This window comes from Achromobacter sp. Marseille-Q4954, from assembly GCF_943737025.1.
Lineage (GTDB): Bacteria > Pseudomonadota > Gammaproteobacteria > Burkholderiales > Burkholderiaceae_B > Achromobacter > Achromobacter bronchisepticus_A.
In genome coordinates this window covers 1,552,507-1,577,461 of sequence record NZ_CALSFQ010000002.1, presented here as the reverse complement: position 1 = coordinate 1,577,461, position 24,955 = coordinate 1,552,507, and the positions used below count along the sequence as shown (strand labels likewise).

The window sequence follows — 24,955 nt, the reverse complement described above, 5'->3', positions numbered from 1 at the left end:
CCGTCCTCCTATTCGCCGCGCTTGCGCAGCTGCGGGTTGAGGGCGTCGTTCAGGCCTTCGCCGATCAGGTTGATGGCCAGCACCGTCAGCAGGATCGCGACGCCGGGCCAGACGCTCATCCACCAGGCTTCGCGGATCATGGTGCGGGCCGCGCCGATCATGAAGCCCCAGCTCATCAGGTTGCGGTCGCCCAAACCCAGGAAGGACAGCGAGGATTCCGTCAGGATCGCGGTGGCGACCATGAAGGACGCCGACACGATGATGGGCGACATGGCGTTGGGCAGGATCTGGGTGCCGACGATGCGGGCCGGCGTCTGCCCGATGACGATGGCGGCCTGCACGAACTCGCGCTGCTTGAGCGTCATGAATTCGGAGCGCACCAGCCGCGCAGCCGGCGGCCAGGAGACGACCGCGATGGCGCCCATGATGGAGTAGACGGACGGGCTCAGGATCGCCACCAGCACCACGGCCATGGCCAGCTGCGGGATGGTCTGGAAGAACTCCGTGAAGCGCATCAGCGCGTCGTCCACCCGGCCGCCGCAGTAACCCGCCACCGAGCCCACCACGATGCCGAACACCAGCGCCACGGCGGTGGACAAGAGACCCACCATCAACGAGACCCGGGCGCCCCAGACCAGCCCGGCCGTGATGTCGCGGCCCAGCATGTCGGTGCCGAAGGGGTAGTCGGCATTGGTGAAGGGCGGAATCAGCGGGTCGGCCACCATCATCCAGGGGGATTCTTCATACAGCAGCGGCGCGGCCAGGGCCACGACGATCACGACCAGCATGATGGCCAGTCCGGCCACCGCTCCGTAATTGCGCATGTAGCGCCGGGCAAATGACTTCATGCGGCGGCTCCTTGCTGCGCGCCCGCGCCGATGCGCGGATCGATGAGTCGGTACAGCACGTCGGTCAGCAGGTTGAACACCACCACCATGATGGAGGTGACCAGGAAGATGCCCAGCAGCAGCTGGTAGTCGCGCTGCAGCAGCGCGTCGAACATCAGCCTGCCTATGCCGGGCCATGCGAACACGGTTTCGGTCAGTACCGCGCCGCCCGCCATCTGCCCCAACTGGATGCCGGCGAAGGTAATGACAGGCAGCAGCGCATTGCGCAGCACGTGGGCGCGGATCACGCGGCCGGGACTTACGCCCTTGGCGCGCGCCGTCTTCACGAAATCCATGCCTATCACTTCCAGCATGGAGGCGCGGGTCAGCCGCACGTAGACCGCCATGAAGAAGCAGCCCAGCGTCACGGTGGGCAGGATCAGGTGCTGGGCAATGTCGGCTGCGCGCGCCCAACCCTTCAGGTTGGCGCCCACGGTCTCCATGCCGAAGGCCGGCAGCCAGCCCAGCACCACCGAGAACAGCAGAATGCCCATCAGCGACAACCAGAACAGCGGCGTGGCATACAGCACCAGGGCGCCCGTCATGACGGAGCTGTCGATCCAGCGGCGCTTGTTGCGGTAGCGGGCCTTGGCCGCCACCACGCCCAGGAAGACGCCCAGCACGATGGAAAACACGAAGGCGCAGGACATCAGCAGGAAGGTGGCCGGCAGCCGTTCCAGGATCAGGTCCAGCACCGGCACATGGTTGCGGTACGAGAAACCCAGATCCAGCTGCACCACGCCCTTCAGGTACAGCATCAGCTGGGTCAGGATGGGCTTGTCCAGGCCGAACGCCACGCGCAATTGTTCGACGTAGGCGGCGTCGCCCGCGCCGGCCTGGCCTGCCAGCACGGCGGCGGGGTCGCCGGGAGCCAGGCGGATCAGGAAGAAATTGATGATCACCACGCCCAGCACGACCACCAGGGCCTTGCCGATGCGGGAAACAAGGAAAGACAGGAATTTCATGCTCGGGGTCCTCTCTGGTCGGGCGCGGCCTGCCTGGGGCAGCCGTAGTCCGGCCGGCATCCGCCGCCGCGGCAGGCCTGCCGCGGCGGCGTCCTGCGGCGCTTACTTCTCGATGTACACGTCGTCGAAGCTCTCGTTCAGGCCGATGGCGGTCTTGACCAGATTCTTCACGTTGCCGCGGTATAGCGTGGGGAACTCCATGTCGACCAGGAAGCCGTTGGCGATCTCGTTGACCAGCGTCGTCTGCAGCTTGGTGTAGAGCTCCTGGCGCTTGGCGGGGTCAACCTCGGACGCGGCCGCCTCCCATTGCTTGTCGGTCTCCGGGTTGCTGTAGCCCTGCACGTTGGCGAAGGGCGACCCCTTGACGATGTTCGACGAGATATAGAGCCGCTGCACGCCCAGCGCGGGGTCGCCGTACTGGTAGGTGAAGGTGGTCGTCATGTCGAAGTCCCAGTTGCCGGTGCGGCTGGCCCAGCCGCCGGCGTCGGTGGCTTCCAGGTTGACCTTGAAGCCCAATTGCTCCAGCGCCTGCTTGGTGTATTCGCCCAGGCGGTCCCAGGTGGAGCCGTAGGGGAAGCTCAGCTGGCGGATCGTGTAGTCCTCGGGCTTGATGCCGGATTCCTTGATCAGCGCGCGCGCCTTCTTCATGTCGAACGCCAGCGGCGGCATGTTCTTGTCGTAGAACATCTCGGTGGTGACGAAGGGGCTGGTGGACACCTTGCCCAGGCCGAAGAAAATGTTGTTGACCACCATGTTGCGGTTGATGGCCGCCATCACCGCCTGGCGCACCTTCAGGTTGTCGAAGGGCGGCTTGCGCATGTTGAAGATCAGGTAGGCCTGGGGCGAGAACATCTCCCAGCCAGCCGTCGTGTACTCGACCTTGGGCAGGGCGCGCAGGCGCTTGATGTCGACGTTGTCCACGTCGCCGCCGCGCAGCACGTCCACGCTGCCGCGCTCGAAAGCCACCGCGCGCGAGGCCGAGTCGGGGATGACGTTGAACACCAGTTCATCCAGATACGGCTTGCCGGGCTTCCAGTAGTCGGGGTTGCGGGTCAGCTTGATGTATTCGCCGCGCTTCCATTCCTTGAACATGAACGGACCCGTGCCGACCGGCTTCTGGTTGGCCGGGTTGGTCATGTAGTCGGTGCCTGCATAGATGTGCTTGGGCATCATGGGCGCAAAGCCCGGCTCGAACATCAGCATGAAGGCGGGGAAGGGCGTCTTCAGCTTGACGACCACCGTCTTGGCGTCCGGCGCCTGCACCGATTCCACGAACTTGTTCAGGATCACGCGGGCGCGCGCGTGGGTCTTGGGCAGCATGTCCGCCAACGAGAAGACCACGTCCTCGGAGGTGAAGGGCTTGCCGTCATGCCACTTGACGTTGTCCTGCAGGTGAAAGGTGTAGGACAGGCCGTCGGCCGAGGCGTCCCAGGACTTGGCGAGGCCGGGCTGGGGCTTCAGGTCGGTGGAGTAGGTCAGCAGGCTCTCGTAGATCTTGCCGGCGACGAATTGCGTGGGACCCTGCTGATTGATGGCGGTGACGATCACCGGCGGTTCGGGCTGGACGATCATGTTCAGCGTGCCGCCCTTGGTCTGCGCCAGCGCTTGCGTGGCGGGCAGCGCGGCCGCGAGGACCAGTGCGCCGATGCTTAGGGAGAACCATTTCTTCGATTTCACTGCGAGCCTCCGGGCTGGAAAGGGTCTGACAGGTGTCCGCGTCGCGGATGCCGTGCACTGGCAAGCAAACCTCATGCCACCTGTGTTTTCAGGGGTACTACGGGTGGAGCCGCTACAACAATGCTTCGTACAGGTGCTCTTCAGCGCGCCGCGCACCATTGCGGAGCGCCGTTCTCGTCGCCAAAGTCTTCCCGCAGGCGCGCCAGGATGCCCAGCAGATGCGCATGCATGGCGTGCCGCGCGCGGATCGGGTCGCGCGCCTGGATGGCCGTTAGGATGCGCTGGTGCTCGGCATGGGCGATGGCCCAGACCTTGGTATCGACGAAGTAATCCTCCATGCGGCTGTACACGGGGCTGGTCTGCGTCAAGTCCCACAGATGGGCGACCGAGGCCGCTACCGCGGCGTTGCCGCAAGCCGCGGCAATGGCGTTGTGGAATTCGCGGTCGTGGCGGCCGGGCGAGTTGCCCAGCGACATGCCCTCGTGGGCATCGCGGATGGCGGCAATCTGGGCGGGCGATCCATGCTGCGCGGCCATGCCGGCGCACTCGGGTTCGATCAGCATGCGCGCTTCGAGCAGGTCGAACGGGCCGATGCCGTCCTGTCCCGGCGTGGCGTACGTGGCGGGAGCGGAGGCTTCCCGGGAGGCGGTGACGAATACTCCGGTGCCTACACGCACTTCGACATAGCCTTCAATTTCCAACGCGATCAAAGCCTCGCGGATCGACGCGCGGCTGACCTGCAGTTGTTCAGCCAGCTCCCGCTCGGAAGGCAGGCGCCCGCCGCGAGGGAATTCCCCGGCCCGAATCCGGCCGGCGATCTGGTCGGCGATGACGCGGTACAGGCGGGTGACGGCGGCAGCTTGGAAGGTGTTCATCGACGGTGGGGGCGGGAACTTGGAGCCAAGTGGTCAGGCCACCAAATATAGGCATCTGATCCTTGAATATGAAGGGAAATTTTCCAATTCAAGGGAAAACGATCACAGGGATTCCACCTCTTTCTTTAAGGTGGTCAGGCCAGTTAGGAATGCCTGGCGCGCTTTACAGTTTCCAGACAAATCCCCACAGAAACAGCGCTGTTGCGAACCCGCGCCATCCCATACTCCGTTGCGCCCGATAACGGGCGTGAAGCAAGGCAGTGCGCTGCGCCGGCAGGAAGGGGTAGGAAGTGCGGGAAGTGACGAAGCGGGCGTTCCGGCCCGAGGGCTGGTGGATCGGCGCGGGCATGGCGGTGTACGCACTGGCGTGGTTGACGCTGCTGGACAGGGCGACCTTGGTGCCGCCCACCGACAACATCGAACAACTGACCTGGGTACGCAGCCTGGAATGGGGCTATTACAAGCATCCACCGCTACCGACCTGGTTGCTGTGGCCAGCGGTGCAATTGCTGGGCTGGTCGGCGTGGACCAGCTACATCGCCGGCGCGCTCTGCACCCTGGGCGCTTTCGCGTTGTTGTGGCGCTGGCTGCGGCGCATGCGCGGCAGTGGCCATGCGCGGGCGGCGTTGCTGGCCGGCCTGTGCATCACCTTCTACAACGGCCGCCTGCATTTCTACAACCACGAGATCGTACTGATTCCCCTGGCGGTGGGCTGTGCCGTTGCGTGCTGGAAAGCCTGGACCACGCGCCGGATCGGGTGGTGGATCGTGCTGGGCGCCAGCCTGGGTCTGGGCGCGCTATCCAAATACCAGAGCGCGGTGGCGGGCGCCGCCGTGCTGGTCTTTTGGCTGAGCCAGCGCGGCTGGCGCGATTCCATGCACCGGTTCGGGCTGCAGGTGGCGGCGCTGACCGCGCTGGCGGTCTTCGCGCCGCATCTCTGCTGGCTGGCCTACAACGGTTTCGAGCCCCTGAACTACGCAATGAACTCATCGCTGGCCGCTGGCCTGCCTTGGGCCCAACGCGTGGCGGAAGTGGCGCGGTGGTGGGGCGATCAGATGCTGAACCGCGCGCTGCCTGCGTGGGTGTTCCTGGGCGTCTTGTGGTGGCTGGCCCGCCGCCGCTCAACCGTGGCCGCTGTGAGGACGGAGGCGCCGCCGCGCGATGCTGGCCGCGCCATCCTGCTGTCGTTCGGCTTTACGCCACTGGTGTTCGTCAGCGTCATGACGCTTGCCAGCGGTTCCCATGTGCAACTGCATTGGGGCACGCCCTATCTGCTATTCGTGGCGCCCGCGATGATGGAGCTGGCGCGTGGCGGCGTCTGGGAGCGCGTGCGGCCGCGCGATGCCGTACTGGTGTTCGCTTTGGTCCAGGCGCTGTTGATGGTCCGGGTCGGGCTGACGTCCCCGGGCGGGGCGGGGCTTGTGCGCAAGGCGTCGGACTGGCGCTATTTCGATTCCCGGGCGCTGGCCCGGGCCTTGCATGAACCCGCCAAGGCCGCGCTGGGCGGACCCGTCAAGGTGATATCGGGGCCGCCCGCCGAAGCCGGCGCGCTGGCCCTGAGGCTGCCCGAACAGCCGCTGGTGCTGATAGATGGACAGCTCCGTTTCAGTCCCTGGGTGCCGAAGGAGGTGGCCGAGGCTTGCGGCGCGTTGGAGCTGGAGCTGGAACCGAGAACGCTCGGAGCGGGGTTCGTCGCAGTCGGCCAGGATTTTCCGGGCCTGCACTGGCGCGTGACGCCGGCCTCCCGGCTTTGCGGCGCGGCGCCTGGCGCGCGTGGCCCCTAGGGGCAGACTACTGCGCCTCGTCGTCCGGTTCGGGCGTCTGCGTGAAGGCGCGCACCAGCCGCGCGATGCCGTCCAGTTCATCGTGCGCGCCCGCCACCCATTCCGGTTTCTCGAACGGGCTGTCCGAAGGGGTGTTGTCCATGCTTGCCTTCAGGTCATTGAGCAGCTCCAGCGCCATGTCGGTGGCTTGGGGGCTGCTGCGGGTCGAGAGGGCGATGGCGATCGCCAGCGCCTGGCGCATGGCGAGCAGGCGGCCGTCCAGTTCAGTGCCCATGATGGTTTCCTTGTTGTGCATCTTTTTGACAGGCGCATTTTACGGGGACGAGGCCGCAAGCGCCGCAGGGAGTCCCTAGGGGGGCTGGCGGATAGGAGGGGGGGCAGCAAGACGCCGGCATTTGCGCAAGATCAACCCGGACTGGCCGGCGCAGGCGAATAATTCCAGGTATGCAAGCCGCCCTACGCCCGTCACAGACAGAATCCCGCGAGCCCTCCGCCGCCAGCCCATTGTTCCCGCCCCAACTGCTGGCGCGGCTGGACAAGAACGGACCCCGCTATACCTCGTATCCCACGGCCGACCGGTATCACGGCGGTTTCGGCGAGCAGGAGTACCGGCAGGCGCTGCAGCAGCGCCGCGCGGCGGCGCCGGCTGAGCCTTTGTCGCTCTACGTGCACATTCCGTTCTGTGAGTCGGTCTGTTATTACTGCGCCTGTAACAAGGTGGTGACCCGCCACCACGACCGCGCCGCCCGCTATCTGGACGCACTGGCGGCGGAGATCGAGCTGCATGTGCGCGAGCTGGGCGAGGGTGTGCCCGTATCGCAGTTGCATTTCGGGGGCGGCACGCCGACCTTCCTGTCCGACGAGGAATTGTCGCGCCTGATGGCAAACCTGCGCCGCGCCTTCCGCTTCGAGCCCGACGCGGAAATCTCGATAGAGGTCGATCCGCGCACCGCCACGCCCGAGCGCCTGGCCCATATGCGCGAACTGGGCTTTAACCGCCTGAGTTTCGGCGTGCAGGATTTCGATCCTCGGGTGCAGGCGGCGGTGCATCGCATGCAGTCGTTCGAAGACGTGCGGGCGCTGATGCTGAGCGCCCGGGCCTTGGGCTATGCCTCGGTCAACATGGATCTGATCTATGGCCTGCCGCTGCAGACCACGGAATCCTTTGCCCGCACCATCGCGCAGGTCATTGCGTTGCGACCCGACCGTATCGCGCTGTATGCCTACGCTCATCTGCCCGCGCGCTTCAAGCCGCAGCGCCGCATCAACGAGGCCGACCTGCCCGACAGGGAGACGCGGGTGGGGCTGCTGAGCGCCGCCATCGACGGTTTCCTGAAGCAGGGCTATGCCTACATCGGCATGGACCATTTCGCGCTGGAAACCGATGCGCTGGCGATCGCCAAGCGCAAGGGGGAACTGCACCGCAATTTCCAGGGCTACAGCACGCAGCCCGACCGCGACCTGGTCGCGCTGGGCGTGTCCGCGATCGGCCGCATTGGCAATACCTACAGCCAGAACGCCAAGGTCCTGGACGAGTATTACGCAGCGATCGAAGCGGGGCGCTTCGCCGTCGAAAGAGGGCTGGCGCTGAGCACGGACGATCTGGTTCGGCGCGAGATCATCATGGACATCATGTGCCAGGGCCGCGTGGACTACAGCCGGATCGAGACGCGCCACGGACTGCGGTTCGCCGACAGCTTTGGCCCGGAACTGCGGCAGATGGCGAATCTGGCCGAGCTGGGCCTGGTCAACCTGCGCCCCGACGAGCTGCGGGTGACCGGCCTGGGCTGGTACTTCGTGCGAGCCGTCGCCATGGCGTTCGACGGCTACCTGCAGGCGCCGGGCACCGCGGCGAGTTACTCGCGGATCATCTGAGCCGCGGCGTCGCGCGGAGCCTGGGGCTGCGTTCATTCGGCGAACTTCTCCCGAAGATAGAGCGCCAGCGACAAATCGTCGGACAGCTGCAGCTTGCGCATGGCGCGGCGCTTGTGGGTGCTGATGGTCTTCTTGCTGCGCATCAGGCGCGCCGAGATCTGCGTGACGGACAGGCCCTGGCTGATGTGGCGCAGTACCTCCACTTCCGAGGTGGTCAAGGCCGAATGAGGGTGCGTCGGCTGCTGCGGCCGGACCTTGCCGTCCTGCACCGTGAGGAACGCCTCTTTGCCAGCCAGCACGCCGCGGATCATTTCCGGCAGCAGCACCATGCCGCATTCCTTGGCGAAGTAGCCGTTCGCGCCTGCGCGAAAGGCGGCGTATTGGGTTTCCTGGCGGCTGCCCGCCGAGAAGGTGATGAGCGCCATTTCCGGGTGGTGGCGGCGCAGGCGCCGCAGATAGTTCACGCCATCCCAGGGTTCCAGGGGCAGGTAGAAATCGACGAGGGCGACTTCGCAGGGCGAGTGGGACAGTTTCTCCAATAGGGAACGTGCCGAAGTTTCCCGATGCACCACCCGGAAACCCGGCCGGCTCTCCAGATAGGCGCCCACGCCCACGGCAACCACGGGGTGGTCGTCCAGGATCGCCACCTTGATGAGAGGCGGCGGCCGGGACAGGAGCAGGTGCCGGCGCGTGCCCGGGCGGTCGCCGCTGTCGGCGGGCTCGGGGTTGAGGTGCGGGGGCGCTTTGAGGGTGAGCGCTGAGACAGTTTTCATCGATGCTCCACATGCAGGATGGGGGAACGCCGGCGGTCGATTGCGCAGGTCGCGGGTGTCCTGAATTTGCGAAGGCAGATTACGTTTTCGCATGGCCTGCGGGAGGTGAATCGCGCCAATATCAGACTGTTGCACCGTCGACCTGTCATATATGCGAGAAGCACGCGTGGAACAGCCGGGATTTAGGCCGCGACGGCAGATGAGGTTTTGAGTTATGGCGCCCGCGCGCGCCGGCGGGCGCAACCGACGCGCCCTGAAGGGCGTGTTGTGGCGCTTTAGCCACGGAAAAGGCGTAAGTAGTGATACAATCGTGGACGATAAGCACAGCTTCTGTTGCGCGGTGCATTGTTTGCTGTTTTTGATCCCTGCCGCTGCGGCGAGCATCATTAGGTCCAGACACCATGTTTTTCCCGCTGGCACGAACTACGACCCGGAACTTTCGCCCTATGTCGCGTTAAGTTTTCGTGCGTCGGGTTTCACCGTGTCAGGTCAGCGGTAGGACTCAGCAAGACAATCCAAGAAACGCGGCTCTCTGGCCGCGTTTTTCGTTTCCGTATTTTGTTTTTTAGTTCCCAGAACCCCCCAGGAAGCACTCCCGATGGTACAGATCACATTGCCCGATGGTTCGCAGCGCCAATATCCGGGGCCGGTAACGGTTGCCGAAGTGGCGCAATCGATCGGTACGGGCCTGGCGAAGGCCGCCTTGGGCGGCCGCGTGACGTTTGAGGGCTCGGATTCCAAGCTGGTCGACACCAGCTTCCGCATCGAGGGCGACGCGCGCCTCGCCATCGTCACCGCCAAGGACGCCGACGGCCTGGATCTGATCCGCCACTCGACGGCGCACTTGCTGGCCTATGCCGTCAAGGAGCTGTTTCCCGATGCCCAGGTCACCATTGGTCCGGTGATCGACAACGGCTTCTACTACGATTTCTCGTACAAGCGCCCGTTCACGCCCGAAGACCTGGCCGCCATCGAGAAGAAGATGGCCGAACTCGCCAAGAAGGACGAAGTCGTCACGCGCGAGGAATGGTCGCGCGACGACGCCGTTGAGTTCTTCAAGGGCATCGGCGAAAAGTACAAGGCCGAGATCATCGCCTCGATTCCGTCGAACGAGCCGCTCAGCCTGTACCGTGAAGGCGACTTCATCGACCTTTGCCGCGGCCCCCACGTGCCGTCCACGGGCAAGCTGAAGGTCTTCAAGCTGATGAAGGTGGCCGGCGCCTACTGGCGCGGCGATAGCAAGAACGAGATGCTCCAGCGCATCTACGGTACGGCCTGGGCGACCAAGGAAGAGCAGGAAGCCTATCTGCACATGCTGGAAGAGGCCGAACGCCGCGACCACCGCAAGATCGGCCGCGAGCTGGACCTGTTCCATTTCCAGGACGAGGCCCCGGGCCTGATCTTCTGGCACCCCAAGGGCTGGGCGCTGTGGCAGCAGGTGGAGCAGTACATGCGCTCCGTCTACCGCGACAACGGCTACCAGGAAGTGAAGGCGCCGCAGATCCTCGACATTTCGCTCTGGAAAAAGACGGGCCACTGGGACAACTACCGTGAAAACATGTTCACGACGGAGTCCGAGAACCGCGTCTATGGCCTGAAACCGATGAACTGCCCGGGCCACGTGCAGATCTTCAATGCCGGCCTGCATTCCTATCGCGAGCTGCCCCTGCGCTACGGCGAATTCGGCCAGTGCCACCGCAACGAACCCTCGGGTTCGCTGCACGGCATGATGCGCGTGCGCGGCTTCACGCAGGACGACGGCCACATCTTCTGTACCGAAGAACAACTGCAGGACGAGTGCGCCGATTTCACGGCGTTGCTGCAAAAGGTCTACCGCGACTTCGGCTTCACGGAAGTGTTGTACAAGGTCGCCACGCGTCCGGAAAAGCGCATCGGCACGGACGAAGTCTGGGATACGGCGGAAGCCGCCCTGATGGAGAGCCTGCGCCGCACGGGTTGCGAATTCGAGATCTCGCCGGGAGAGGGCGCCTTCTATGGCCCCAAGGTGGAATACACCCTGAAGGACGCCATCGGCCGCCATTGGCAGTGCGGCACGATCCAGGTCGATTTCTCCATGCCCGTGCGCCTGGGCGCCGAGTACGTGGACCAGAACGACCAGCGCCGCCCGCCGGTCATGCTGCACCGCGCGATCCTCGGTTCGCTGGAGCGTTTTATCGGCATGCTGATCGAAAACCACGCCGGCGCCATGCCTCCCTGGCTGGCTCCGGTGCAGGCGGTCGTGTGCTGCATTTCCGAACCTTCGGCCGATTATGCGGCTGAAATCACGCAAAGCCTGAAAAAACAAGGCTTTAGAGTAGAGTCCGATTTGCGCGGTGAAAAAATCACTCGTAAAATTCGGGAGCACAGCCTGCAAAAGGTGCCGTACATCCTCGTCGTCGGCGACAAGGAAAAGCAAAACGGCACCGTAGCCGTACGCGGACTGGGCGGATTGGATCTTGGAGCCATCGCATACGACGAGTTCGTCGCGCGTTTGTCCGAGGACGTTTCCGCCCGTCGCGACGTCGTTCATCCTGATAGCAGCGCTGCTTAACATTTCTAGGAGCTTTCAACATCGCCACTGAAAAAGCCAATCGCATCAACGGTGAAATCCGCGTCCCCGAGGTGCGCCTGATAGGTCTGGACGGAGAACAGCTCGGCATCGTCAAGATTGCCGACGCCTTCCGTCTTTCCGAGCAAAGCGACGTGGATCTGGTGGAAATCGCGCCGAACGCCGAACCGCCGGTCTGCCGTTTGATGGACTACGGCAAATTCAAGTACCAGGAGCAGAAGCGCCAAGCCGAAGCTCGTTCCAAGCAGAAGGTCATCCAGGTCAAGGAAGTCAAATTCCGTCCGGCCACCGACGAGGGCGACTACCAGGTCAAGCTGCGCAACCTGCGCCGCTTCCTCGAAGAAGGCGACAAGGCCAAGGTGACGCTGCGTTTCCGTGGCCGCGAAATGGCTCACCAGGAACTCGGTATGCGGGTGCTTGAACGTGTGCGCGACGATCTGCTGGAACTTGCCCAGGTCGAAGCCATGCCGAAGCTCGAAGGCCGTCAGATGGTCATGGTGCTGGCGCCGAAGAAAAAGGCCGTGCCTGCGGGCAAGCCTGAATCGGCTGCCTGAGCTCCTGCCGTAGTCTCCCCAGGGAGGCTACGCCGCTTGTGCGATCTGCCGCCAGCCATGGCGCCGGCGGGTTCGCTAATTGGGCGGCTCTGCGCTACGATGTCATAAAGCCGCCTTCCCGCGAGGGAAGGCGGTGTCCGTTCAGGGTGTCGCGATGCATGTATTGTTCGTTTTGGATCCCTTGCCGCTGCTCAAGGCGTACAAGGACAGCTCTGTCGCCATGATGCGCGCCCTGGTGGCGCGCGGCCATACGTTAAGCGTGGCCATGCAGGGCGATCTCTATATCGAGGCGGGCACGGTCAAGACCGCGGCCACCCCCATCGAATTGGTCGCGGACGCCGATCTGCACGGCCACGACTGGTGGCGCGAGTCTGCCGCCCAGGATCTGCCGTTGGCGGAATTCGGCGCGGTGGTCATGCGCAAGGATCCGCCGTTCGACATGGAGTATGTCTACTCCACGCACCTGCTCGAGTACGCCGAGGCGCAAGGCGCCCGCGTCTTCAATAGCGGCGCGGCGATCCGCAACCATCCCGAAAAGCTGGCCATCACCGAAATCAGCGAGTTCACCGCGCCTACGCTGGTGACCCGCAGCATGGCCCGCCTGAAGGCGTTCCACGACGAGCATCGCGATGTCATCGTCAAGCCGCTGGACGGCATGGGCGGCACGGGCGTGTTCCGGCTGCAGCCCAAGGATCCCAATCTCAACGCCATCCTGGAAACGCTGACGGACAATGGCGCGCGCACCATCATGGCGCAGCGCTACATTCCCGACATCGTCAAGGGCGACAAGCGCATCCTGCTGATCGGCGGGGTGCCGGTGCCGTATTCCCTGGCCCGCATTCCGCTGGCCGGTGAAACCCGCGGCAACCTGGCGGCCGGCGGCCGCGGGGTGGCCCAGGAACTTTCCCCGCGCGACCGCGAGATCGCCGAGGCCGTGGCCCCCAAGCTGGCCGCCCGCGGCCTGCTGCTGGTCGGCCTGGACGTCATTGGCGATTACGTTACCGAAGTCAACGTCACCAGCCCTACCTGTTTCGTGGAAATCGCGGAGCAAACCGGTTTCGACGTCGCGGGCATGTTCGTCCAGGCGCTGGAAAAGGCCGTGGCGCCCCCTGCCGCTGCCGCTTGACCCGCCAGGATTCCTGTCATGACCACCGGTATAGTCATCGTCGTGCACGCGCCCCTGGGCGCAGCGATACGCGATTGCGCCAGCCACGTCATGGGCAACCTGGACGGCATGCTGGCCATACACGACATCCAGCCTGAAGACCGGCCGGACGATCTGGCGCCGCAAGTCCTCAAGGACATCCTGGAGCAGGAGCACGGCGCGGGCGTACTGGTGCTGACCGACCTGATCGGCGCCACGCCCGCCAATATTGCCAAGCGCGCCGTCTCCGATGCCCAGGCCCAGGGCATTCAGTGCTGCGTGCTGGCCGGATTGAACACCCCGATGCTGCTGCGGGCCCTGACCTATCGCAATCTGCCCTTGGCCGAAACCCGCGAGAAGGCGCTGGCCGGGGGGCTTCAGGGTGTCTTACGTGTAGACTGACGGGCGGAAGTTTGCCCTATTATGTCGGCTATCCATTCAGGCCGATTGACGGTTCGACGGTTTGCTGTGATCAACACTGCGGCCTCATGCCGCAGCCATAATATTTCCTATGCCTAATACAGACATCGTCATCAGCAATAAACTGGGCCTGCATGCCCGGGCGGCGGCCAAGCTGACGCAGCTGGCCAGCAAGTTTTCCAGCGAGATCTTCATCTCGCGCGGCGCGCAGCGCGTGAACGCCAAGAGCATCATGGGCGTCATGATGTTGGCGGCCGGGCTCGGTGTGACGGTAAAGCTGGAGGCCTCCGGCAATGACGCCGATCAGGCCCTTTCTGAAATTCAATCATTGTTCGATAGCAAATTCGGTGAGCAGGAATAGAATTTCTTCCGAATCCGCCGGCCTGAGCATCGCCCAGGCCGGCGCGTCTACGACCCTCCATGATGCACCCAACGGGGCTGGCTTTGCCGGCCCCGTTGTCTGTTTGTACGGCAAAGGCGTCGCCAAGGGATATGCCATCGGCCGCGCGGTCGTCATGGGCGCGGCGGCGCTGGAGGTCGCGCACTACCGCATCTCGCCCGAGGATGTGCCTGCCGAAAGCAGCCGGCTCACCGATGCGCTGGCTTCGGCGCAGCAGGAACTGCTGCAGCTGGCCGATACCTTGCCGGCCGACGCGCCGCGCGAGCTCGGCGCCATGCTCAACGTGCACAGCCTGCTGCTGGGCGACCCGCTGCTGGCCGAGCAGACCCTGGCGCTGATCGCCGAACGCCACTACAACGCCGAATGGGCCTTGACGACGCAGGGCCAGATCCTGGGCCAGCAATTCGACGCCATGGAAGACGAGTACCTGCGCGAGCGCGGGGCCGACGTGCGCCAGGTCATCGAACGGGTACTGCATGTGCTGGCCGGCACCTCGGCGATCCTGCCCGACATGTCTCACATGGGCGGCGACGACGCGCTGGTGGTCGTGGCCCACGACATTTCGCCCGCCGACATGCTGCGCCTGCGCGGCGGCCGCTTTGCCGCCTTCGTGACGGACCTGGGCGGTCCTACTTCGCATACCGCCATCGTGGCGCGCAGCATGGCCGTGCCCGCGGTGGTCGCCATGGGCAACGTGCGGGAACTGGTTCGCGACGGCGACATGCTGATCATCGACGGCGCGGCCGGCGCGGTGATCGTCAATCCGTCCAGCCGCATTCTCGAGGAATACCGCCGCCGCCAGTCGGCCTATGCCGACGAGCGCGCCGAGCTGAGCCTGCTGCGCGACGAGCCTTCGGTCACGCTGGACGGCATCGATGTGGTGCTGCACGCCAACATCGAATTGCCTGAGGAAGCCGCGCTGGCGCTGGCTTCCGGCGCGCACGGCATCGGCTTGTTCCGCAGCGAATTCCTCTTCATGGGACGTCCGGACCTGCCGGGCGAGGAAGAGCAGTACGAAGCCTATTCGTCGGTGGTCAAGGTGATGGCCGGCAGGCCGGTCACCATCCGCACGCTGGACATCGGCTCGGACAAGACGCTGGACGGCGAGGCCACCGTGGCCACCAATCCCGCGCTCGGCCAGCGCGCCATCCGCTATTGCCTGGCGCGCCCGGAGATGTTCGCGACCCAGTTGCGCGCCATACTGCGGGCCTCGGCACACGGGCCCGTGCGCCTGCTGATTCCCATGATCGCGCACATGCACGAGGTGGTGGCGACCAAGGCTGCCATCGAATCCGCCCGCCGCGAGCTCGATGCGCGCGGCCAGGCCTACGCGCCCCACATGGACGTGGGCGCCATGGTCGAGGTGCCCGCCATCGCCATCGCCATCGAACCGTTCGCGCAGGCGCTGGATTTCCTGTCCATCGGCACCAACGACCTGATCCAGTACACGCTGGCGATCGACCGCGGCGACCACGACGTGGCGTCCCTGTACGATCCGCTGCATCCCGCGGTGCTGCGCCTGGTTGCGCACACCATCAATGCGGGCGAGCGCGCCGGCAAGCCGGTTGCCGTGTGCGGCGAGATGGCGGGGGATTCGCGCATGACCCGGCTGCTGTTGGGCCTGGGCCTGACCGAGTTCTCCATGCACCCCCAGCAGCTGCTGGACGTCAAGCGCGAGGTCCGGCGCGCGCACTCCAACGCCTTGCGCGTGAAGGTGGCCAGCGCCCTGAACCGCGCCTTGCCGGTAGACCTGGACACGCTGGACCTGGCCTGAGGCGGTTCGCCGCTGCATGAAAAAAGGCGCCGGGGCGGAATGCCCCGGCGCCTTTCTTATCCCCGCCCGCCCATGCCATCCGGCCGGCGGGGGGAGAGGCTTCTGACTTAGCTGTGATACGCCGATTCGCCGTGGCTGGTGACGTCCAGGCCTTCGCGCTCCTGGTCTTCCGGCACGCGCATGCCGCACAGGGCGTTGGCGATCTTGTAGGCGATCCACGCCACCACGCCGGACCAGACAATGGTCAGCAGCACGCCTTCCAGCTGGACCCACAGTTGATGGCCGATCATGCCCGGCTCGGCCAGGCCGGGACCGCCGAGGATCTGCGCATTGAACACGCCAGTCAGCAGGGCGCCCACGATACCGCCCACGCCGTGTACGCCGAATACGTCCAGCGCGTCGTCGGCGCGCAGCAGGCGCTTCAGGCCGTTGACACCCCAGACGCAGACGATGCCGGCAATGACGCCGATAACCAGCGCGCCCACCGGACCCACCAGGCCGGCGGCCGGGGTGATGCCGACCAGGCCGGCGACGGCGCCCGAGGCGGCGCCCAGCATCGAGGGCTTGCCCTTGACGGCCCATTCGGTGAACAGCCAGGACAGTACGGCGCCGGCGGTCGCGATCATGGTGTTGAAGAAGGCCAGGGTGGCGTTCTCATTGGCGGCCAAGGCGGAGCCGGCATTGAACCCGAACCAGCCCACCCACAGCAGCGCCGCGCCCACGAAGGTCATCGGCAGGTTGTGCGGCTGCATGGCTTCGCGGCCGTAGCCGACGCGCTTGCCCACCACGTAGGCGCCCACCAGGCCGGCCACGCCGGCGTTGATGTGCACCACGGTGCCGCCGGCGAAGTCCAGGGCGCCCTTGGCGTTCAGCAGGCCCGGCGCCGTTTCGGACGCGAACCAGACCATGTGGGCAATCGGTACGTAGGCGAACGTGAACCAGATCACCGTGAACACCAGCACCGCCGAGAAGCGGGCGCGTTCGGCGAAGCTGCCGACGATCAGCGCGCAGGTAATGCCGGCGAAGGTGGCCTGGAAGGAGGCGAACAGCAGTTCGGTCAGCGAGTTCGACATGGCGTACTTGCCGTCGGACGGGGTGAACATGCCGGAGAAGAAGGCGCGCGACAGGCCGCCGAAGAAGGCGTTGCCTTCGGTGAAGGCAAGGGAATATCCGTAGATGAACCAGAGCACCAGGCCCAGCACGAACGTGCACAGCACCTGCAGCAGCACGGACAACACGTTCTTGCTGCGCACCAGGCCGCCATAGAACATCGCCAGACCGGGTACGGCCATCATCAATACAAGCAGGGTAGAGACGAGCAACCAGGAGATATCTGCTTTATCCATTTTCAGGCTCCATTGAGTCTTTATTTATTTACAGCGCAGCTTCGCCGGATTCACCCGTTCTGATGCGGATCACTTGTTCGAGCGGCGCGGCGAAGATCTTGCCGTCGCCGATCTTGCCGGTGCGGGCCGCCTGTTCGATGGCTTCAATGACCTGATCGACCAGATGGTCAGGCACGGCGGCTTCGACGCGCAGCTTGGGCAGGAAATCGACGGCGTACTCGGCGCCGCGATACAGCTCGGTATGGCCCTTCTGGCGGCCAAATCCCTTTACTTCAGTGACAGTCAGACCCTGGACGCCGATCCCGGATAGAGCCACCCGCACTTCGTCGAGCTTGAAGGGCTTGATGATGGCGATGATGAGTTTCATGGCATTTCCTCTCATGGTTGCACGTTGGCCTCACCTATCAAGCAAATTCCATGCCATGTCGGACATGGCCCAGCGGAGGAGGTTGGTGCGCTGAAGGTGTGCCTGATTGCACCGATTTGGTGCTTCATGCACCGCTGGTCGGCTTCAAGTTGGTGCGCCGCGCCAGCCCTTGGGGCAAGCAACAAGATATGTTTCTCAACCAATATTTGTAGCAAATTGATGCGTGTTTTATTGCGTTTTATATTGGCATATCAGCTTATTTATAGAGCCATCGACGGACCGCCTGTTGCCCGCAGAGCCATGCGTGGCGCGCCTCTGGCGCAAATCGACAGACATGCGGCGAGACGTCGGAGCGCGCCGGAATCGGTGCGGCCGGCGCGGTCGCGTGATACGAGGGTTTACACCCGTCGGCTTGTTGCCGAAGAGCGGCTGCAGAAGAATCGATATCAGTTCAAGCCTGTCCCCAAACAGGCTGGGCCGCAGGCGGAGCCTCCGCGTCGACGGATCTCCAAGAGAAAGCAGGAACGGGAAGGGGTAGTCATGAAGATCCACCGCAAGGCTTTCTGCACTTTGGCCCTGGCCGCGTCGCTCGCCGCGCTGGCCGGTTGCAACAAGAGCGAAGAAAAGGCTGCTGCGCCGGCCGCCACCGCTCCTGCGCCCGCACCTGCGGCTCCCGCGACGCCGCCTCCACCCGCAACTCCGCCTTCCTCGGCTGCTCCAGCGGCAGGCGCTGTGGCGTCCGTTCCCGCCGAGTGCGAGGCCTACGTCGCCAAGATCAATGCCTGCATGGACAAGCTCGGCAGCGGCAATCCGGCTGCCGCCGCGATCAAGGAGCAGCTTGACGCGGCCAGGGCGCAATGGGGTGCGGTCAGCGACAAGGCGCAGCTGGCGGCGCAATGCAAGCAGTCGTCGGATGCGTTCACGCAGTCGGCAAGCCAGATGGGTTGCCCGTAACGATGTTGGTAGGGGGTTGCCGCCATGGCAGCCCGGTTTTCTCCTGTGCTTTGAAGGGCGGTCACCGCATGCGGCCCGCCCTCTTTTTTTGGATCGAGGCGGCCCTTTTTTGCCGGACGGGTCCGGAAACGGCATTCCGACGCACTACACTTGAGGCATCAAGAACACAGTGAGGCCGTCATGAACAATCGCACCCAGTGGATGGAAGACATCCAGAAGAACATCTCCGACCTGATCGCCCGCAGCCCGGCTGCGGATGTGGAGCGCAACGTGCGCGCGATGATGACGCAGGCATTCTCCAAGCTGGATCTCGTCACGCGCGAGGAATTCGACGTCCAGGCCGACCTGCTGGCGCGCACCCGCGCCCGGGTGGACCAATTGGCCGCGCAGGTGCAGCAGCTGGAGTCGCGCTTGTCCGCGCTGGACAAGTAAGCGCTGGCGGCCGCATCGCGGCCGGCAGGGAACGCTTCCCGGAAACGGCCGCGATCAGCGGCCGTTTTCCATTTCCGCGTGCGCATCTGTGGCGGGCGGGCGTGATGCTTCTGTCACGGCCGCCGCCGCGGACGCCTCGCGTTTGCGGATACTGGCGGACTCAGCTCTTACTCGGAGGCCGCCTTGACGCTAGCCGTACTTGCCAGCCGCGCCCTGTGCGGCCTGGATGCCCATGCGGTCCGCGTGGAAACGCATCTGGGCCCGGGCCTGCCCAGCTTCAATGTGGTCGGCCTGCCCGATACCGAAGTGCGCGAAAGCCGCGAGCGCGTGCGCGCGGCCATCCTGAATAGCGGTTTCGAGTTCCCGCCAGGCAGGATCACCGTCAATCTTTCGCCCGCCGACATCCCCAAGGAGTCGGGGCGTTTCGACCTGCCCATTGCCCTGGGCCTGCTGCTGGCCTCCGGCCAGTTGGCCGCGCCGGCGGACGTCCGTGATCCGGAATCACCCGTTCGCGATCCGGCCCTGGCCGACTTGGTGCTGGCCGGCGAGCTATCCCTGACTGGCGCGTTGGTGCCGGTCGCGGCGCCGCTGGTCATCGCGCTGAGCGTCGCCCGGGAGGCGCCCGGCGCCACGCTCATCCTGCCTGCGGGCAGCGCCGAGCAGGCAGCCTGGGTTCCCGGGCTGCGCGTGTTGTCGGCGCGCACATTGGCCGACGTGGCTGCGCACGCCGCCGGTGCGTGTCTATTGCCCAACGCCGTACCCCGGCCCTGGCCGGCGACCGCGCCCGGGCCGTGCCTGTCGGACGTGCGGGGGCAGCCGGGGGCGCGGCGGGCCCTGGAGGTTGCTGCGGCGGGCGGACATAGTCTCTTGATGATAGGGCCGCCGGGGGCGGGCAAGAGCATGTTGGCGGCGCGCCTGCCGGGGCTGCTGCCGCCGCTGGCGCGCGGCGAGGCGTTGGAAGTGGCCGCCGTTGCCGCGCTGGCTGGCTTGTCCGACGCGCCCGTGGGCCAGCCTCCGTTCCGGGCGCCGCACCATTCCGCCACGGCGGCGGCGCTGGTGGGCGGGGGGAGCCGTCCCCGTCCAGGCGAGATCAGCCTCGCGCATCATGGGGTGCTGTTTCTGGATGAATTGCCGGAGTTCAGCCGCCGTACGCTGGAGGCCCTGCGCGAACCCCTGGAGACGGGCAGGGTGGTCATCGCACGGGCGCTGCGCGCAGCGCAGTTTCCTGCCCGTTTCCAGTTGGTGGCGGCCATGAATCCGTGTCCTTGCGGTTGGCGTGGGCACCCGGGGCGGCCCTGCGCCTGCACGCCGGATCAGGTGGCGCGCTATGCAGGCAAGATATCGGGTCCGTTGCTGGACCGCATCGATCTGCACGTGGCCTTGCCGCCATCCGACCCCGAATGGATGGGCAAGCCGCCGGGGGAGGCGTCCGGCCCGGTCCGCGAACGTGTGGCGCGTTGCCGCCAGCGCCAGCAGGCCCGCCAGGGCAAGCCCAACGCTGCGCTGGCGGGAGCGGAACTGGACGAGCATTGCCGTCTGGATGACGAAGGCCAGGCCCTGCTGCTGCAGGCCATGCGCCGCCTGGCGGGCTCGGCCCGCGCCATGCACCGGGCGCTGCGGGTGGCGCGCACGATCGCCGATCTGGAAGGGGAGGACGCCCTGGGCGCCCGCCACATTGCCCAGGCTGTGCAGTACCGGCGGCCGGGCGTATGAGACTCCCTGCGGACGCCCAATGAGCCTGGGTTGCGCTTTGCCGGCTGCCTGGCTCGACAAAATGCAGGAAATCACCATATAATCAAAGGCTTTCCCGGATCCGGATCAGATTTGACCTTCTCTGGGGAGAATCCGCTTGGCAGCGATGCTGGCGGAAAGTACCCCGGAAGTACTTCGAGAAGTATCCCAAGAAGTACCCCCCGGAAGTACCCCAAGTAGTACCCCAAGAAGTGGCAACAGGTCTCCAAGTTTTGCCGCCATGGAAGGTTTCATCGGCCGTCCATGCGTCAAGCACCTGGTGTCATGCATATCAACAATGAGTGTTTAGTTTAGGGAATCAACATGCCCAAGATGAAAACCAAGAAAAGCGCCTCCAAGCGCTTTAAGGTTCGCGGCAGCGGCTCCATCAAGCGCGGTCAGGCGTTCAAGCGCCACATTCTGACCAAGAAGACCACCAAGGCCAAGCGTCAACTGCGCGGCTCGACGGCGGTCCATGAATCCAACGTGGCCTCCGTCAAGGCCATGATGCCTTTCGCTTGATCTAAGGGAGATCTACTATGCCTCGCGTCAAACGCGGCGTAACCGCCCGCGCACGTCACAAGAAAGTCATTGCCGCCGCCAAGGGTTACCGTGGCCGCCGCGGTAATGTGTTCCGTATTGCCAAGCAAGCAGTCATGCGCGCTGGCCAATACGCCTACCGCGACCGTCGTAACAAGAAGCGCACGTTCCGTGCTCTGTGGATCACGCGTATCAACGCCGCCGTCCGCGAACATGGCGTCAGCTACAGCGTGTTCATCGCCGGCCTGAAGAAGGCTTCGATCGAACTCGACCGCAAGGTTCTGGCCGACCTGGCCGTGCGCGACAAGGCCGGCTTTGCCGCCATCGTGCAGCAAGCCAAGGCTGCCTTGGCTGCCTGATCGCGCTTTAACTCATCGCGCATCGCTGCAAACGGGGCTGTAATGGCCCCGTTTGCGTTTTGAAGGCTGGATTTCATGACTCAAACGGTTGACGACCTGGTCTCCCAGGCGCAAGAACGCTTCGCCGCGGCCTCCGATGCCGCCGCGCTGGAAAATGCAAAGGCTCGGTTCCTGGGCAAGGAAGGCGCGCTGACGGTGCTGCTCAAAGCCCTAGGCAAGCTCGAACCCGAGCAGAAGCGCGAGATGGGCGCCCGGATCAATCAGGCCAAGCAACAGGTCGAAGAGCTCCTGAACCTGCGCCGCGCCGCGCTGGCACAGGCTGAACTGGACGCCCGCCTGGCATCCGAAACCATTGACGTCACCCTCCCGGGCCGCGGTCGCGCGCCGGGCGGCATCCATCCGGTGATCCGGACCTGGGAACGCGTGGAAGAGATCTTCCGTTCCATAGGCTTCGACGTGGCCGACGGCCCCGAAGTGGAAAACGACTGGACCAATTTCACCGCTTTGAACAACCCGCTGGACCATCCGGCGCGTTCCATGCAGGACACGTTCTACGTCGACATGAACGACGCCGACGGCCTGCCGCTGCTGTTGCGCACGCACACCAGCCCCATGCAGGTGCGTTACGCCCGCATGCACAAGCCGCCCATCAAGGTCATCGCGCCGGGGCGCACCTATCGCGTCGACAGCGACGCCACGCACTCGCCCATGTTCCACCAGGTGGAAGGGCTCTGGATCGCCGAGGACATCTCGTTTGCTGACCTCAAGGGCGTGTACACCGATTTCCTGCGCTGCTTCTTTGAAACCGACGACCTGGCCGTGCGTTTCCGCCCGTCGTTCTTCCCGTTCACGGAGCCGTCCGCCGAAATCGACATGATGTTCACCTCGGGTCCGAACCGCGGCCGCTGGCTGGAGATTTCCGGCTCGGGCCAGGTGCATCCGCAAGTGGTGCGCAACTTCGGCCTCGATCCCGAACGCTACATCGGCTTTGCCTTCGGTTCCGGACTTGAGCGCCTGACCATGTTGCGCTACGGCGTCAACGATCTGCGCCAGTTCTACGAAGGCGATTTGCGCTTCCTGCGCCAGTTCAACGAATAACAGACGGCTGATCATGCAATTTCCCGAATCCTGGCTGCGTACGCTGGTCAACCCCGCCATCGCCACCGATGAACTTGCACACCGGCTTACCATGGCCGGCCTGGAAGTCGAAGACACCGTGCCCGCCGCGCCCGCCTTTACCGGCGTGGTCGTGGGCCACATCGTCGAAATCGCGCCGCACCCCGACGCCGACAAGCTGCGCGTCTGCAAAGTGGACGACGGCTCCGGCGAACTGCTGCAGATCGTGTGCGGCGCGCCCAACGCGGCTGCCGGCCTGAAGGTGCCGCTGGCGCGCGTCGGCGCCGAGCTGCCTGGCGGCATGAAGATCGGCGTGGCCAAGATGCGCGGCGTGCAGTCCTCGGGCATGCTGTGCTCGGCCCGCGAACTGGGCCTGTCGCAAGACCATGCGGGCCTGTTGGAACTGCCTGCCGACATGACGCCGGGCCAGTCGATCCGCGAGGCGCTGGATCTGGACGACACGCTCTTCACGCTGAAGATGACGCCCAATCGCGCCGACTGCCTGTCCATCCTGGGCGTCGCGCGCGAAGTGGCCGCCCTGACTGGCGCACCGCTGTCGGTACCCACGGCCGTCGCCGTGCCCGTCACGCTGGATGAGCGCCTGCCGGTCAAGGTCGAAGCGCCCGATCTGTGCGGCCGTTTTGGCGGCCGCGTGATCCGCGGCGTCAACGCCCGCGCCGCGACTCCTGAATGGATGAAGACGCGCCTGGAGCGCGCCGGCCAACGTTCGGTGTCGGCGCTGGTGGACATCTCCAACTACGTCATGCTCGAACTGGGCCGCCCCTCGCACGTGTTCGACCTGGACAAGATCCGCGGCGACCTCAGCGTGCGCTGGGCCCGCGAAGGCGAGACGCTCGAACTGCTGAACGGCCAGACCGTTGCGCTGGACTCCAAGGTCGGCGTGGTAGTGGCCGGCGACCAGGTGGAAAGCCTGGCCGGCATCATGGGCGGCGAAGCCACCTCGGTCACGCTCGATACCCGCAACATCTATCTGGAAGCCGCGTTCTGGTGGCCGCAGTCGCTCGCCGGCCGCGCGCGCCGCTACAAGTTCAGCTCGGAAGCCAGCCACCGCGGCGAGCGTGGCGTGGACTACGCCACCATCCCCGAGCACATCGAATTCATCACGCGCCTGATCATTGACATCTGCGGCGGCGAAGCCGGCCCGCTGGATGATCAGATCGTCAACCTGCCCAAGCGCGAACCTGTGCGCATGCGCCTGGCGCGTTGCCACCGCGTGCTGGGCGTGCCCGTCACGCAGGCCGAAGTCGCCAAGATCTTCGGCAGCCTGGGCCTGGACTTCAAGATCGAAGGCGACGACTTCGTCGTCACGCCACCGTCCTACCGCTTCGACCTGGAGCTTGAGGAAGACCTGATCGAGGAAGTGGCCCGCATCTACGGTTTTGAAAACATTCCGGCCGAGCCGCCCATGGCGCGCGCCAAGATGTACTCGCAGCCGGAGATCCGCCGTGGCGCCCACGCGCTGCGCCGCCTCACCGCCGCGCAGGACTACCAGGAAGTCGTGAACTACAGCTTCGTCGAAGCCGATTGGGAACGCGACTACGCCGGCAACGAGACGCCGGTGCGCCTGGTCAACCCGATTGCCAGCCATCTGTCGGTCATGCGCTCCAGCCTGATCGGCGGCCTGATTGCCAACATCCGCCACAACGCCAATCGCAAGCAGACGCGCGTGCGCCTGTTCGAACTGGGCCGCGTATTCATGCGCGATGCGTCCGCCCAGGATGGTCCGCTGGAAGTGGCCGGCGTGCGCCAGCCCATGAAACTGGCGGGCGCGGCCTGGGGGCCGGCCGTGGAAGAACAGTGGGGCGCCGCAACGCGCCAGGTGGACTTCTATGATGTGAAGATGGATGTCGAGGCGCTGTTCGGCGCGCGCGGCAGCCGTCTGCGCTTTGAAGCCGCCTCGCATCCCGCTCTGCATCCGGGCCGCGGCGCCCGCATCGAACTGGACGGCAAGCATGTCGGCTGGATCGGCGAGCTGCATCCGCGCTGGGCGCAACAAGCCGACCTGGCGCACGCGCCTGTCGTGTTCGAAATGGACGTCGCCGCGCTGTCCGAAGGCGAACTGCCGCAAGTGCGTGAACTCTCGCGCCAGCCCGTGGTGGTGCGCGATCTGGCGCTGTGGGTCGATGCTCATGTGTCGGCGCAATCCATGCTCGACACCGTCGCCGCGGCCGTCAAGGCGGACCCGCAGCTGTCGGTGGTGCAGGACGCGCGCCTGTTCGACGTGTGGCGCGAGAAGGCCCAAGGCAGCGAGCCCGTCTCGGAGAAAAGCCTTGCTTTCCGTTTCTGGCTACAGGACACTGAGGTCACGCTGGACGAGGCCCGCGTGGCGGATTGCCTGGCACGCATCAAGGAAGCCTTGGTGGCTGCGCACGGCGCTCGCCAACGCGCTTGA

Annotated in this window: 23 protein-coding genes; 15 read left to right on the top strand and 8 right to left on the bottom strand. The window is 65.2% G+C overall.

Features of this window, described 5'->3' with window-relative positions; translation table 11 throughout:
* Positions 1-8: 8 nt before the first annotated feature.
* The 4 genes from NGK62_RS25365 to NGK62_RS25350 form a co-directional block, all read right to left on the bottom strand.
* Complete coding sequence (locus tag NGK62_RS25365) at positions 9-848, bottom strand: ABC transporter permease (RefSeq protein ID WP_059380519.1); 840 nt, start codon at positions 846-848, stop codon at positions 9-11.
* A complete protein-coding gene (locus tag NGK62_RS25360) occupies positions 845-1,852 on the bottom strand; it encodes an ABC transporter permease (RefSeq protein WP_118933324.1) in 1,008 nt (335 codons plus the stop codon). Before NGK62_RS25360 ends, NGK62_RS25365 begins: the two co-directional genes overlap by 4 nt.
* A gap of 102 nt (positions 1,853-1,954) precedes the next feature.
* Positions 1,955-3,529 (bottom strand): ABC transporter substrate-binding protein, encoded by a 1,575-nt coding sequence (locus tag NGK62_RS25355; RefSeq protein ID WP_251880885.1) that lies wholly within the window; start codon positions 3,527-3,529, stop codon positions 1,955-1,957.
* 140 nt (positions 3,530-3,669) lie between these two features.
* Positions 3,670-4,404 carry a FadR/GntR family transcriptional regulator gene (locus NGK62_RS25350; protein ID WP_059380522.1) on the bottom strand — a complete coding sequence of 245 codons (735 nt, stop codon included), beginning with the start codon at positions 4,402-4,404 and terminating at the stop codon, positions 3,670-3,672.
* 299 nt (positions 4,405-4,703) lie between these two features.
* Here NGK62_RS25350 and NGK62_RS25345 point away from each other — a divergent pair, with 299 nt between their 5' ends.
* On the top strand, positions 4,704-6,188 hold the full coding sequence (locus NGK62_RS25345; RefSeq protein ID WP_251880883.1) for a glycosyltransferase family 39 protein: 1,485 nt from the start codon (positions 4,704-4,706) through the stop codon (positions 6,186-6,188).
* Between the two features lie 7 nt (positions 6,189-6,195).
* Here NGK62_RS25345 and NGK62_RS25340 read toward each other — a convergent pair whose 3' ends face one another.
* A complete protein-coding gene (locus tag NGK62_RS25340) occupies positions 6,196-6,462 on the bottom strand; it encodes a hypothetical protein (RefSeq protein ID WP_059380540.1) in 267 nt (88 codons plus the stop codon).
* Positions 6,463-6,632: 170 nt separating this feature from the next.
* Here NGK62_RS25340 and hemN point away from each other — a divergent pair, with 170 nt between their 5' ends.
* On the top strand, positions 6,633-8,063 hold the full coding sequence (gene hemN, locus NGK62_RS25335) for an oxygen-independent coproporphyrinogen III oxidase (RefSeq protein WP_251880881.1): 1,431 nt from the start codon (positions 6,633-6,635) through the stop codon (positions 8,061-8,063).
* A 32-nt stretch (positions 8,064-8,095) separates the two neighbouring features.
* Here hemN and NGK62_RS25330 read toward each other — a convergent pair whose 3' ends face one another.
* Positions 8,096-8,836 (bottom strand): response regulator, encoded by a 741-nt coding sequence (locus tag NGK62_RS25330; protein WP_059380524.1) that lies wholly within the window; start codon positions 8,834-8,836, stop codon positions 8,096-8,098.
* 598 nt (positions 8,837-9,434) lie between these two features.
* On the opposite strand from NGK62_RS25330, the gene thrS reads away from it, so the two are divergent.
* From thrS to ptsP, 6 genes are all read left to right on the top strand, one after another.
* Positions 9,435-11,387 (top strand): threonine--tRNA ligase, encoded by a 1,953-nt coding sequence (gene thrS, locus NGK62_RS25325; protein WP_251880879.1) that lies wholly within the window; start codon positions 9,435-9,437, stop codon positions 11,385-11,387.
* A gap of 20 nt (positions 11,388-11,407) precedes the next feature.
* Entirely contained in the window at positions 11,408-11,959 is a 552-nt protein-coding gene (infC, locus tag NGK62_RS25320; protein WP_080551054.1) for a translation initiation factor IF-3, read from the top strand.
* Between the two features lie 154 nt (positions 11,960-12,113).
* Positions 12,114-13,085, top strand: a complete 972-nt coding sequence (gene gshB, locus NGK62_RS25315) for a glutathione synthase (protein WP_251880877.1) — start codon at positions 12,114-12,116, stop codon at positions 13,083-13,085.
* Between the two features lie 18 nt (positions 13,086-13,103).
* Positions 13,104-13,505, top strand: coding sequence for a PTS sugar transporter subunit IIA (locus NGK62_RS25310; RefSeq protein ID WP_054458255.1), 402 nt, complete (start codon positions 13,104-13,106; stop codon positions 13,503-13,505).
* 109 nt (positions 13,506-13,614) lie between these two features.
* Positions 13,615-13,884 (top strand): HPr family phosphocarrier protein, encoded by a 270-nt coding sequence (locus NGK62_RS25305; protein ID WP_013392913.1) that lies wholly within the window; start codon positions 13,615-13,617, stop codon positions 13,882-13,884.
* 103 nt (positions 13,885-13,987) lie between these two features.
* On the top strand, positions 13,988-15,697 hold the full coding sequence (gene ptsP, locus NGK62_RS25300) for a phosphoenolpyruvate--protein phosphotransferase (RefSeq protein WP_059380527.1): 1,710 nt from the start codon (positions 13,988-13,990) through the stop codon (positions 15,695-15,697).
* A 107-nt stretch (positions 15,698-15,804) separates the two neighbouring features.
* Here ptsP and amt read toward each other — a convergent pair whose 3' ends face one another.
* Positions 15,805-17,043, bottom strand: a complete 1,239-nt coding sequence (gene amt / locus NGK62_RS25295; protein WP_013392915.1) for an ammonium transporter — start codon at positions 17,041-17,043, stop codon at positions 15,805-15,807.
* Between the two features lie 28 nt (positions 17,044-17,071).
* On the bottom strand, positions 17,072-17,410 hold the full coding sequence (locus NGK62_RS25290) for a P-II family nitrogen regulator (RefSeq protein WP_054458254.1): 339 nt from the start codon (positions 17,408-17,410) through the stop codon (positions 17,072-17,074).
* Positions 17,411-17,950: 540 nt separating this feature from the next.
* On the opposite strand from NGK62_RS25290, the gene NGK62_RS25285 reads away from it, so the two are divergent.
* The 7 genes from NGK62_RS25285 to pheT all read left to right on the top strand — a co-directional run bounded on the left by NGK62_RS25285 (position 17,951) and on the right by pheT (position 24,955).
* On the top strand, positions 17,951-18,364 hold the full coding sequence (locus NGK62_RS25285) for a DUF5339 family protein (protein ID WP_251880875.1): 414 nt from the start codon (positions 17,951-17,953) through the stop codon (positions 18,362-18,364).
* A gap of 180 nt (positions 18,365-18,544) precedes the next feature.
* On the top strand, positions 18,545-18,796 hold the full coding sequence (locus tag NGK62_RS25280) for an accessory factor UbiK family protein (RefSeq protein ID WP_054458252.1): 252 nt from the start codon (positions 18,545-18,547) through the stop codon (positions 18,794-18,796).
* Between the two features lie 183 nt (positions 18,797-18,979).
* Entirely contained in the window at positions 18,980-20,509 is a 1,530-nt protein-coding gene (locus NGK62_RS25275; RefSeq protein ID WP_251880873.1) for a YifB family Mg chelatase-like AAA ATPase, read from the top strand.
* 342 nt (positions 20,510-20,851) lie between these two features.
* On the top strand, positions 20,852-21,049 hold the full coding sequence (gene rpmI / locus NGK62_RS25270; RefSeq protein ID WP_006218740.1) for a 50S ribosomal protein L35: 198 nt from the start codon (positions 20,852-20,854) through the stop codon (positions 21,047-21,049).
* A 17-nt stretch (positions 21,050-21,066) separates the two neighbouring features.
* Positions 21,067-21,426 carry a 50S ribosomal protein L20 gene (gene rplT / locus NGK62_RS25265; RefSeq protein ID WP_006218741.1) on the top strand — a complete coding sequence of 120 codons (360 nt, stop codon included), beginning with the start codon at positions 21,067-21,069 and terminating at the stop codon, positions 21,424-21,426.
* Between the two features lie 75 nt (positions 21,427-21,501).
* Entirely contained in the window at positions 21,502-22,524 is a 1,023-nt protein-coding gene (gene pheS, locus NGK62_RS25260; RefSeq protein ID WP_118933318.1) for a phenylalanine--tRNA ligase subunit alpha, read from the top strand.
* A 13-nt stretch (positions 22,525-22,537) separates the two neighbouring features.
* On the top strand, positions 22,538-24,955 hold the full coding sequence (pheT, locus tag NGK62_RS25255) for a phenylalanine--tRNA ligase subunit beta (RefSeq protein WP_251880871.1): 2,418 nt from the start codon (positions 22,538-22,540) through the stop codon (positions 24,953-24,955).